This is a genomic window from Bacillus sp. B4EP4a (assembly GCF_006680105.1).
GTDB classification, from domain to species: domain Bacteria; phylum Bacillota; class Bacilli; order Bacillales; family DSM-1321; genus Peribacillus; species Peribacillus simplex_E.
In genome coordinates, this window is sequence record NZ_VHIK01000052.1 from 18,692 (window position 1) to 30,370 (window position 11,679).

Consider the following 11,679-nt stretch of genomic DNA (forward strand, 5'->3'; position numbering starts at 1 on the left):
ACGGGGATACCTGCCTTGGTGACGGCAATCTTGTTCGCCCTCTCTGTATTAGACTTGATCCCGTGAAGTAAACTGTCCTCCAGAAACATGGTTGAGGCTGGTTGAGACTTAGATCTCGTATAACAAGCGAAGCTATGACACTGCATGGAGGACTAGGGGGTACTGGTTAATAATTAGAGGAGGAAAAAATAATGAATCCAGTTGTTGGTCTGGATGTGGCAAAAGGGGAGAGCCAAGTTCATGTATTTTTAGATCAATCTAAACCGTATGGGAAGAGCTTTTCAATGAAGCATATCAAAGAGGAATTAGATCATTTTTTAGATTTTCTAAAAGAAATTGAAGAGGTGACAGGGCAAATGCCTATGATCATTTTAGAATCTACAGGGCATTACCATTCTCCCGTTATTCAATACTCGGAGGAACAAGGGATTCTATATCTTACTAAACCCGATTATTTCTTATCAGGCAAAGAAGACCAGTTTACGAAAGGTAAAAACAGACGCAATCGATGCGTACAGTTGTGTGTGCTGTATTATAAAGGTGAACCTCATAAAATTAGAGGGATTTAGCTTATAGACCTTCGGAATTTGTCAAGACAGCAGGAAATCGTAACGAATATGTATGTGGAAGATCGTATAGTGGCCCTGGCAATTGAAATGGAAGAATATAAGATCATCCAATTGATTCCCGGTATAGGAGAAAAAATCGCAGCCACGATTATCTCTGAAATTGGTGAAATCGATCGGTTTAATCATCCGAAAAAACTGGTTGTCTTCGCTGGGGTAGATCCAAGTGTTCACTCATCGGGTAAGTTTACGGCAACCATTAATCGTATGACTAAAAGGGGTTCGACCAGACTAAGCCATTCCTTGTATCTTGCCGTACTATGCGACATAAGAGGTTCAAGGAACAAAAAGCTTAAAGAATTCTAGGATAAGAAAAAATCAGGAGGAAAACTTGCCAAAGTGTCAATCGTTGCCTGTATTAATAAGTTGCTTCATTGGATTTACGCTTTATTAAAGAGAAAAGAAACGTTCCTAGATTTAGCCTGATTAACGGTTTGGTGAAACAGAGAGAAATCCATCCAAAAGGGTTTTGGAGGGTTATTTGGCATGGCCAAAAATTGTATAAAATAAGGGAAATGAAAATTTTAGAGAAAGATATTGACATCCTATTAGCTGGTTTAGTTCATTAAGAAGTATGAAGAACGATCAAACTTTATTTCTAAGTTACACATGCCTTAAGACACAAGCAGGGTTAACTTATCAAGACATAAATCGTAAAAATCCATAAAAAATATAGGGCGATACATATTAGTCATATATAATATGTATCGCCCTTTTACTTCTTGTTCAACAAACGCGCCCTTTAATGGAAGATGGTCACAAAAATTTTAAACTAAATAGCAGCATTTGATATTGCACAAAAGGACCCGTAAAAAAAGACCTATTGTAAGAGGTTTGTAAGTTTAATGAAATCAGGTTCTGATTTCATCAATTTTGTACCTTTATCTGATTGAAAATAAATTTCTTTTTCATTTTCATAAAGAACTTTTATTTTCATATCTCCGAAATCAATTACGCTTATTTTTTCACGAAGTAATACTTCTACATTCCAATCAATTGCTTCGTTAATAAAGCCAACAATGTTCTCTATTTTATTTTTATCTTTTATTTCAGAACAATTTTCATCCGTTGAACTTTGATATATGCAAATGCTTTCAGGAATATTATTAATCCAAGTTGTTGAGTTATATATTGGGTTCTTGTCTAAGATGACCTCTGTTTGTTCTTCAAATTGATTATAATCGTTAGATACTATATATCCATAAATTTCATAGTACACATAATGATTCTATAAAGAAATAAAAAAGAAGTAGTTGATAACATGGGATACGTTAATTACTACTTCTAATACTAGTACAATTAAAGCTGGTTATACTGATCAAGTTTTTGGACTGAGCCATCTACTTGGGTTTCGTTTTGCACCTCGCCTTCGAGATCTGTCTGATACTCGACTATATGTAATAGATAAACCTGGTGAGTTTCCAACAATAGAAAAACTACTACGAGGGCGTATTAATACAAAGGTTATTCTAGAAAACTATGATGACGTTTTACGTCTAGCCCACTCCATTCGGGAAGGGAAAGTTTCTGGTTCACTTATTATGGGAAAGTTGGGGTCCTATTCAAGGCAAAATCGTTTGGCTACGGCACTCCGCGAAATGGGTAGGATTGAAAAAACGATCTTCATGTTAGACTATATTTCAAATGAAGCGATACGTCGACGAATTCAACGAGGATTAAACAAAGGAGAGGCTATGAATGCCTTAGCCAGAGCCTTATTTTTTGGAAAACGAGGCGAACTCAGGGAAAGAGCACTACAAGACCAGCTTCAGCGAGCAAGTGCTTTAAACATATTAATTAATGCGATAAGCGTTTGGAACACGGTTTACCTCACCGAAGCAACAAAAGTCATGAGTGAAAAAGGGATATTACAAGATCAGATGATAAAACATATTTCGCCATTAGGCTGGGAGCATATTAACTTTTTAGGAGAGTACAATTTTGATATAAAAAGAATGACGGGACTCAACTCTTTAAGACCTTTAAATCGATAAAATCCTGAACCGGTACCCTTAGAGTAAGGGTTATCGGTTTTTTTTATGGTAAAAAATGTCTTAGCGTGGGTTTTATGTCAAAATGTTGACGGTACCCCAATCGGAGGTTTGATCCCCGTTCTATTTTCTATTTCTCTCAGAAAGTGAAAGAGTGTTTCTAGTCCTTCAATGGTATGCGTAACTTTAAAACTGCCTTGATAAGGCTTCTTCTTCTCCAAGAATGCTTGAACCTGACTTTCACCTTTGGCTACATCCAGACCAACTACTGGATTCATTTATTATCTCCTCCTAAAGAATATTGCCGGTACCCCTAAATCCTTCTTGTAGTATCATAGCTTCGCTTGTTATACGAGATCGTAGTCCCAACCAGCCAAATCATGTTTAAGCAAGTAGGGGGCGAACTGTTTAGTTGACGGGATCTTAAGCCCCACAGGCAGGATAGTTGAAGAGTGCTGTTTGATCTTTATTCAACAATTGGGCCATATTCTTTAGTGACGTATTGTACAAATGACAGGAGTTTGGAATAATTAGTATTAGGATGCTAAAATGCACGTTAAACCTTTATCGATTCAGTCCATGAATAGGAGATTGTTATGTTTAAAATTATGATAATTGAAGATGATGAAAAGATTAGAAAAATAGTGGCGGATACGCTAACGAAGTGGAAATATGAAGTTATGGAGATTATGGAGTTTGACCACATTCTAGATGATTTTGAGAAATCAAAGCCTGATTTAATTTTATTAGATATAAATTTGCCAACCTTTGATGGTTTTTATTGGTGTCAGCAGATTCGTGCAATCTCAAGTGTGCCCATTCTGTTCCTTTCCTCCAGAAATCAAAACATGGACATCATCATGGCAATTAATATGGGTGGGGATGATTTTATACAGAAGCCATTCGATTTAGATGTTCTTGTAGCAAAAATCAGTGCATTGTTACGCCGGAATTATACTTATCAAAATGGCCATAACCTAAAATTAACGCACCGGAACTTGTCATTGTATGTAACAAACTCAACAATCCAATTTGATGAACAGTCCATTGAGCTTTCACGTAATGAGTTTATCATTTTGCAATTGATGATGCGCAGAATAGGGAAAATTGTATCCAGAGATGACTTGATGCATGCTCTTTGGAATGATGAACGGTTTGTCGATGATAATACACTGACGGTTAACGTAAATCGATTAAGGCGTAAGATTTCTGGAATTGGATTAGAAGACTTTATTGTGACACGTAAAGGAATGGGGTATCTGATCGAATGAGGTTCCTACAATTTTTAAAACACGAGAAGCCTTATATCATTATATTTGTTTTTATCTTTTGTATGGTTTCTGCCGTGTTTTACACGGACCCCAATATGACATGGAACTGGAACACTTTTCTATATGCTTGGGTTTTAACTCTTTTCGTTTTAATTATTTTCTTTTTGTACCGGTATCAGCAAAATTTACGCGCGATACGAGCCAGGGGTGACGAAGATCACGAGAACCTTTCTTTAGAGGCAGCCTCTTTACAGCAATTGTTTGAAGAGAAGGAAAGGGAACATATAAGGTCTCTCAATCTGATTCATGAGAAACAAAACGAGTATTACGATTTTATTGTATCGTGGTTCCATGAAATTAAAACGCCCATCTCAGTGCTGCGATTGATGCAGCAGACAGAGATCGATGTCAAGAGCTTTCATGATGAGGTATCAAGGATAGAGCATTATGTGGATCAGGCACTTTATTATGCAAAGTTAGATAACTTTAATCAAGACTATGACATTAAGAATTGTGATTTGGACCAATTGGTGAAAGAGGTTATAAAAACTCATTCCAAAACTTTTATTTCCAAAAAAATCCGCCTGCAGTTACAGATTGAACCAACCACCATCCAAAGTGACCCCAAATGGCTGCAATTTATCCTGAATCAATTAATTTCAAATTGCTTGAAGTATACGGAAGAAGAAGGGGAAATAAAGATTGAGACAGGTTCTGATTTAAAAGAAAAGCAGCTGATTATTAGAGATAATGGAATTGGTATAGAAAAGACTGATTTACCACGGATATTTAACCGAGGTTTTACAGGATCTAACGGGCGTACATACACAAAATCAACAGGGATGGGGTTATATTTAGCACAGCAGTTATCCAATAAACTTGGTCACTATATCACGTGCACCTCTGAAACAGGTTTGTATACCGAATTTGTTATGCACTTTCCCAAAAATGTTGATCCATATTTTATTATGCAAAAAAACGCAATGAGACCATGATAAAGGCCATTGCGTTTTCTAATTAATATTTCTGATTTGCGATTTTGTAGTAGAGATTTGCAGAAGACAGATAAAACAATACATAAATCACAAAGTATATAGCAAAGATGAACCAGATCATCGAAGTAAGCTGCGGGAAATCTTGTACAGAATCCAGGATATAGTATTTTAAAATGAGCCAGCTGTGCAGAAAGCCTAAAACTAGCGGAGGGAAGAACACAAAGAGAAGTTTTTTACGGATCACGCTTTTCAATTCACGGTCTGCGGCACCTATCTTGCGCAGAATGGAATACTGTCTCTGTTCTTCCGTTGCTTCCCGCAATTGTTTAAAGTAAATAACGCTAGCCAATGCAAACAGTGCAATGACAGCCAGGAAAGCTGCTGCAAATAACATTAAAGATGAACCTTCTATTTGCTTTGAATACACATCGGCAAACGAAGAATAGTAAGTACCGGGCTTCTTCGTTACAATGGCATGTATATCAATTGATAAGGATTCAGCCTGCTTCTCATTTTCGATTTCATAAATTTCAAAAGGAATCGTTTTGGCTGTGCTTTTTAAGTTTTGATAAACGTCATCTGAAATAATCAGGACTGCGGGCTTTATTAGCATAGATTGAACAGGGTCGCTGGCCCAGCCTAATAATGCGTAATCTTTCTTCTCTACTAGTTTTAGAGTGATATCTTCATTTACATTCACTTTAAAACGTGGCAGCAGATCGGAGGGGAAGGATTTTGGGGAATCCATTCCTTGTGACAGGGATACAGCTTCCGTACCGTCTAAATGGATTTCCTCCTGGTCGCCACGCAATGAGATGATTTCGTTATATGCTTTTTCAGGAAAAAGAAATACGTCCTTTGAAAAATACTCAGGGTTCTCAAAAGCAAGGTTCATGTCTGTACTCGGCTTTCCTACTAAGGCTTCCAAAGTTTTGTGATACTCTATTGAGTGGTCGGAATTTTTTATTTTAGATTCAATTTCATCGTTTGTTTCCTTACCCAATGACTGGAACGCAATATCATTCGGTAAATTCCTGCCAACAGCCTCAAACTGGACAGCATAATTGATCGAAACGAATCCAATTAAGAAAATGATGGTCGCACTGAACAAAGAGATGAAGGTAAGATTTAACGTATTCGACCTTATTTGGAAGCGTAATGACGAGATCCACAATACCCGATTGCCTTCATGGAAATTATGCTTCTGGCTGATCTTTTGCAGCAGCCAGCCAGAGAACTGACGAAAGAACAAGTACGTGCCGCCGATAATGCCGACTGTTACAGCAATCATGCCAATAGTTGCGTGTTCTTGCCATATACTAGATTCTTTGCCCCGGCTGATCAGAAAGAATGCCGTTCCTAATAACACTAACGACAAAGCTGCCATAATAAACGAGGTAGGTATGGGTTTTTCCATTTTTTCTTTGGCATGAAACAACTCCACCAGTTGAACGCGACTGATCAAGAAGAAACTTTGGATACTTACGATGATGGCTAGCAAGAGAAACAGGATAATCGTCGAGCCGATCGCTTGATAAGGGAAATTTAGCGTAATGACATTGTCGTATTGCATTAAGTTCATTAATGACATACCGAATAATTTTGACAATAGACCGCCAAGAAGTATTCCAATTACAAGCGAGAATGATCCGATGATCAAATTTTCAATGAATACCATTCGTGTAATTTGACTTTCTTTCATACCTAGAAGCAAATAGAGTCCAAATTCCTTCTTTCTTTGCTTCATAAAGAAAGAGTTAGCATAAAGAATAAAGAAAATGATAAAGAGGAAGATAACCACTGAGGCAATCGACACCCCGGTTTGGAAATTTTCCTTATTGTTGAGTACATCCAATATATCCTGGTTATACATCAGTGATGAGAAGGTGAAATGGATCATGACACCTGTAATCATCGCAAACAGATAAATCGTATAAACGCGGAAATTACGCTGAACGTTCCGGAATGTTATATTCAGTAAGTTCACCTTTGATTCCCTCCCATGGCACTCTGGATGTGAAGGATTCGATCAAAGAAGTCACTTTGACTTTGGTCACCTTTATAAAGCTCGTTTACGATTCCTCCATCACGCAAGAAGATAACACGTTTACAGAAGCTTGCTGCATAGGAGTCGTGTGTAATCATAAGAATAGTCGTTTGAAGAGTTACATTTAAGCTCGCTAACTGTTCCAATAATTGTGTTGCTGATCTGGAATCAAGAGCGCCTGTAGGTTCATCTGCAAAAACAATCGCAGGATTTGTAATAATGGCACGTGCAGATGATGCCCTTTGTTTCTGACCACCAGAAACTTCCGTGGGGTATTTCTCCTGAATTTCTTCTATATTTAAGGCCTGAATAACTGGTCTCAGCCGTCTTTCCATCTCATCCGTAGAAAATTCCCTTAATGAAAGGGGCAGAAGAATGTTCTCTTTGATAGTTAAAGTATCAAGCAAATTGTAATCTTGAAAGATGAAACCCATTCGTTCTTGGCGAAATGTGCGTAATGCCTTTTTGTTTAAATCTAACAGCGCCTGTTCTTCAAGCCAGACTTCCCCTCCAGAAAATTTATCAATCGTCGATAGCACATTCATCAGTGTTGTTTTTCCTGAACCAGAAGGCCCCATAATAGCTGTAAATTCACCCGAAGTTATGGTCAGATCAATATTTTTTAAAACCTGTGTCTTTCCATAGGATTTAGTTAGGTTTTTAGTTTGTAATACTTTTTTCAACGTAAATCTCCTCCTTATGTTACATACTATAAAATTCATCCTTTTTCCCCACCATAGATGTAACAGGAAGTTAGATTACAATTTTGTCACATTACAATTTGAATATGTAAAATAAAAGTGTGAACAGTGAATTTAATAAATGGAATTCCTTAAATCAATATGCAACTTAGTAGCAAGAAGTACAAGTAGAAATAGAAAAGAGGGATAAATAGATAACGAGTTCTTCTTCAATAAACTGGCCCGTTTGTTGAATAACAAGATACTTCTTTTTCTAGTAAAACAAACAGGGAGAACACGGTTCTCAAATCATACTAAAACTTTTTATATACCTCTGCGTAAGCCACTTTTAATTGGTGTCTAAGTTGTTTGTTATCATCTTCTAATTTCTTCACCTTCCGTCTTAGTGATTCAATAAGGGCATCCTTGTTGCTCTCATTCATTTCTCGCTTCACTTGTTTTGGTGTAGGTGCTTGTGACTGTTGCTGCCTTAATGATTCAATCCTATCACGGATATCGACATTGTTGTACAGCGTAGCTTTCGTCACACCTGATTCGTTTGATACGCTATTAAAGTTAATTCTCTCATTGGCTCGTACGAGCCTTTTGATGGCATCATCTACCTTTTGATAGGTGTTTGCTTTCCGTTGGGCGTGGATGCTTTTCATTTGGGCTGTACGGTCATATTTAGCCATTCGTTACACCTTGCTTTCTTTTCATTCGTTTCTGTCTGCCAAAGATAATGTTTCCTTCTTGGATTGTGTTTAGAATCCCCTTATAACGCTGTAAGTTTCTTTCGTTTTTCTCCGCAATTTCTTCACGACCATGTTTCTTTAACACATCAATAGTTTTGGATGTTGTTTTAATTAGTAACTCATACTTATGTACATCTAATTCTGAAAAGCCAATGGCTAAATCCTTACAAGGGCTACCACCGTTACATGTTAGACACGGTGGTTCTTCCATGTGAGGGCAATTTCCATTAATACGGGCGTGACATGTACCATAAGGGTTGTCCATCGCATTTAGTTTATGGTCTTGCCACAAGGCATCTAAAATATCTATAGGAATGTCTTCGCCAGCCTTAATTTCCTGAACCTCACCGTTCAAGTCAAAACTGAATACACCTTGATTAATAACAGCCTCAAATGCTCTTCTCTTGGTATCATCTAATAATTTTGCGTATCGCAACGTCATTTCAGGAGAGGCATGGGCTAATAATTCTTGTACTGTTAAAATATCAGCACCACCATTTAACATTTTCACTGCATACGTATGTCGGAACTGATGGGTTTTAAAATGAAATAGGTTCCCATTTTCATCGGTAATGTTTTTTTCTTTTGCTAATGTATTTAATGCAAGTTGAACCCAACTTTGAGAAAACGGCTTTCCTTTGCGAGAACCACGATAGCGAATAAAAATGAATCCTTCGGGATTATTGTCTTGATTGCTATTTTCTTTCGATTGTCGAATAAGGACTGCAAGGAGATTTGCTAATTCTTCATCTATGGGGACTCTATGTCCTTTTACATATGTTTTTTCAATGTCAGTTTCAATTGAATAGTTGCCGTTTAGTTGAACTAAACAACTAGAGGTTAATCCTAATACATCCGAAATACGAAGTCCTGTTTTGAAGGCAACCCACACGACAGGGATTAAATCTTTAGGTAAATCATTGATGTGGATGAAAAGTTGTTCTAACACATAGTCAGGGATATAGTCAATCTGATCAACCGATTTCTTTCGTAACTTCGGCTTATCCTCTGGGAAAAGTAACAATTGTACATGAGTTTCGGGGGCGATTTCATATTCGTATCGTTGAATATCCGAAAGAAACTTTCCTAAGTACTCTAATGCCAGTCTCACATATTTTTCAGGATGTGCATTTTTTTGTTTTAAATTGTTTTTAGCGTATTTATGTAGCCATTGAAGGTATTGTTCCATATGTGAACGCTTCATTCCCTTTAAATCTTTCCATTTTGGTTCTAACGAAAAAATGAAAGAAAAGAATTTGGGTAAATATCTTAAATAATCACGTGCCGTTCCCCAAGTAAAATTATGTTTACTTAATAATCTTTGTTTGGTATACCTTTTCACTTGTTGATGTATATTGACTTCTTCAATCTTAGTGAAGTCAATATAAAAGTTGGATTTACTTTTGTTGTAATAAATCCCATACTTTTCATGCAAAATCCGTACATCCCATCGGTCTTTTTCCCATTCTTCGCGATTGTCCGTTAGTTCAAAAAGATTTGTATGTAAGACTCGTAAAAAGTTTGCTGTTCCTGACTTGTATGTGTATTCACCATATGTGTTTTGCGAAGTTTCTTGTGTCTGAATCCCTTGCTCGTTTAACCAAAATATCCATTCTCTCTCTGCTTTTTCAATGTCCAAATCAAGAAGTGAATGGGTAGTAGGGTATTTTTGATTCATGAACAATATTAATTTATTTAATCTTGTTGCTTGTCCACCAATGACACTACTTAAAGCCCATTCATCGTTAAATAGCTTGTGATACCATACATACTTTACTTCTAAGTTGACCGTAGGGCTTGTGAATTGGAAACGAACATTTTTTCCGTAACCCTTATAATTTTCTACAATTTCTTCAAACTGCTTTATCTCACCTAAAAAGTCAACATTCCAAGTATCATTGACTAAGAAAGAGGAGTTCTTCACTTGCTCCATTGTAACAGAACCATTTTTGTGAAATGTTTTCACAGAATAAGTTGATAGCTCTTGCTGTAATCGTTCGTGAAAGTCTAATTCCTCTATATGTACCTGTTGAATATGTTTCATCCCTCTTAACACCCTTCAGTTCTTTTTCTTTATCTCAAATGCTGGCTGTGCTTTTTCCCAATCCTTACGAATGTCCTCTTCCGAAGGATGAAGATATAGATTCATCGTCGTTTGAATTTGAGAATGCCCTAAGCGTTCTTGTACTTGTTTAATATCTTTCGTTTTCTGATAGTACATTGTTGCGTGAGTGTGGCGAAAAAGGTGAGGGTGAATGCTTATTCCGGTCTTCTTCCTTAAACGCTTAAATAGGGCATCTACGTCCCAATTGCCCATTGGTTTTCCTACGTTCTTTCCCCGTAGCTTCACAAAGACAAAGTTTGTATCTAAATCCAATTCATCTAAGACTTCATACAAGTAATCATCATATAAATTCATTAAGGCTTGCGATACAAAAATCTCTCGTTCGCCTGTTTTTAACTTTGCCCCATTTTCTAATTCCCCTCGGTCTACCAAACGAATGCGATGCCCCTTTTGATGGTCAAATTTAAAATCCTCCATGAATAGTGAGAGGACTTCTCCAATACGCAATCCTGTCTCAAATAATACTTGAATCAAAAAGGTATCTCGTATATTGGTTGTTGCCTCTATCACTTTCTGCACTTGTTCTTTTGTTAAGATCTCCACTCTCTTACGAGGTTCCTTTAGTTTCAGTACATTTCGTACAGAAGGCTTGTCTCTGTTTACATGATGCAGAAAACTCTTGTAACGTGATCTTCCCCCTGTAAAAATTTGTTTCATTAACTTTTCAACCATGTCATTTTGTAGTTCTTCATTTCTGTACAAGTAATCATAAAGATTTGTAACAGCCGTAACCGTTAGGTTAATTGTCTTTTCCGTTTTCTTTGCTTTAATTGGTTTAAGAGAAGTAACATTTTTACTTTTGTATGGGCTGCTTAACCAAGCAACAAATTCCACTAAGTCCTCTAACCGTATGTACTTATAATCCTTATTTGTTTCTTCTAAGTAAGTAAAATACTGTTTCAAGGAGTAACAATATGTCTTTTGTGTATTGCTGCTTTTACCTGTTGTATCTAAATATTTAATGTACTTAAGTACAGGGAGAACAGGAAACCCATTATGATCTAAAAGCATATACCGTTTGGTTTGGTTCTCTATTAAAACTTCTTGTACCCTCATTCTTTATCTCCCTCCTTGAGAATAGTTACCGCTACCCGTTACGGGACTTTTCCCCCCCCCTCTGAAATTTAATGAAATACTCATATATCACTTATATATTATACAATTTATACTAAATAAAAATGGTATGTAT

The 11,679-nt window shown here is 36.8% G+C and carries 11 protein-coding genes and 1 pseudogene; 5 read left to right on the forward strand and 7 right to left on the reverse strand.

Going from position 1 to position 11,679, the window contains the following annotated elements; all coding sequences use genetic code 11:
- The first annotated feature begins 191 nt into the window (after positions 1-191).
- Both FNK51_RS27820 and FNK51_RS27825 read left to right on the forward strand, forming a co-directional pair.
- Positions 192-569 carry an IS110 family transposase gene (locus tag FNK51_RS27820; protein WP_483296138.1) on the forward strand — a complete coding sequence of 126 codons (378 nt, stop codon included), beginning with the start codon at positions 192-194 and terminating at the stop codon, positions 567-569.
- Between the two features lie 18 nt (positions 570-587).
- Positions 588-932, forward strand: coding sequence for a transposase (locus tag FNK51_RS27825; protein WP_483296139.1), 345 nt, complete (start codon positions 588-590; stop codon positions 930-932).
- Between the two features lie 514 nt (positions 933-1,446).
- Here FNK51_RS27825 and FNK51_RS22850 read toward each other — a convergent pair.
- Positions 1,447-1,845 (reverse strand): hypothetical protein, encoded by a 399-nt coding sequence (locus FNK51_RS22850; RefSeq protein WP_141994785.1) that lies wholly within the window; start codon positions 1,843-1,845, stop codon positions 1,447-1,449.
- 76 nt (positions 1,846-1,921) lie between these two features.
- On the opposite strand from FNK51_RS22850, the pseudogene FNK51_RS22855 reads away from it, so the two are divergent.
- Positions 1,922-2,620: pseudogene (locus tag FNK51_RS22855) on the forward strand (Tn3 family transposase); the annotation flags it as partial.
- A gap of 77 nt (positions 2,621-2,697) precedes the next feature.
- On the opposite strand, the gene FNK51_RS22860 reads toward FNK51_RS22855, so the two are convergent.
- Positions 2,698-2,895: a hypothetical protein gene (locus FNK51_RS22860; RefSeq protein ID WP_056529099.1), complete on the reverse strand. Its 198-nt coding sequence runs from the start codon at positions 2,893-2,895 to the stop codon at positions 2,698-2,700.
- Positions 2,896-3,213: 318 nt separating this feature from the next.
- On the opposite strand from FNK51_RS22860, the gene FNK51_RS22865 reads away from it, so the two are divergent.
- Together FNK51_RS22865 and FNK51_RS22870 are read left to right on the forward strand one after the other, a co-directional pair.
- The gene (locus FNK51_RS22865; protein WP_141994786.1) at positions 3,214-3,888 is read left to right on the forward strand and encodes a response regulator transcription factor; all 675 of its coding nucleotides are present in this window, start codon (positions 3,214-3,216) and stop codon (positions 3,886-3,888) included.
- Entirely contained in the window at positions 3,885-4,883 is a 999-nt protein-coding gene (locus FNK51_RS22870; protein ID WP_056529105.1) for a sensor histidine kinase, read from the forward strand. Before FNK51_RS22865 ends, FNK51_RS22870 begins: the two co-directional genes overlap by 4 nt.
- A gap of 22 nt (positions 4,884-4,905) precedes the next feature.
- On the opposite strand, the gene FNK51_RS22875 is transcribed toward FNK51_RS22870, so the two are convergent.
- The 5 genes from FNK51_RS22875 to FNK51_RS22895 all read right to left on the reverse strand — a co-directional run bounded on the left by FNK51_RS22875 (position 4,906) and on the right by FNK51_RS22895 (position 11,546).
- Positions 4,906-6,870: an ABC transporter permease gene (locus FNK51_RS22875; RefSeq protein ID WP_141994787.1), complete on the reverse strand. Its 1,965-nt coding sequence runs from the start codon at positions 6,868-6,870 to the stop codon at positions 4,906-4,908.
- Positions 6,867-7,613 (reverse strand): ABC transporter ATP-binding protein, encoded by a 747-nt coding sequence (locus FNK51_RS22880; protein WP_235566124.1) that lies wholly within the window; start codon positions 7,611-7,613, stop codon positions 6,867-6,869. The genes FNK51_RS22875 and FNK51_RS22880 overlap by 4 nt, the downstream gene beginning before the upstream one ends.
- 311 nt (positions 7,614-7,924) lie before the next feature.
- Positions 7,925-8,305: a DUF6262 family protein gene (locus tag FNK51_RS22885; RefSeq protein WP_141994788.1), complete on the reverse strand. Its 381-nt coding sequence runs from the start codon at positions 8,303-8,305 to the stop codon at positions 7,925-7,927.
- A complete protein-coding gene (locus tag FNK51_RS22890) occupies positions 8,298-10,409 on the reverse strand; it encodes a tyrosine-type recombinase/integrase (protein WP_141994789.1) in 2,112 nt (703 codons plus the stop codon). Before FNK51_RS22890 ends, FNK51_RS22885 begins: the two co-directional genes overlap by 8 nt.
- 15 nt (positions 10,410-10,424) lie before the next feature.
- The gene (locus tag FNK51_RS22895; RefSeq protein WP_141994790.1) at positions 10,425-11,546 is read right to left on the reverse strand and encodes a tyrosine-type recombinase/integrase; all 1,122 of its coding nucleotides are present in this window, start codon (positions 11,544-11,546) and stop codon (positions 10,425-10,427) included.
- Between the last annotated feature and the right edge of the window lie 133 nt (positions 11,547-11,679).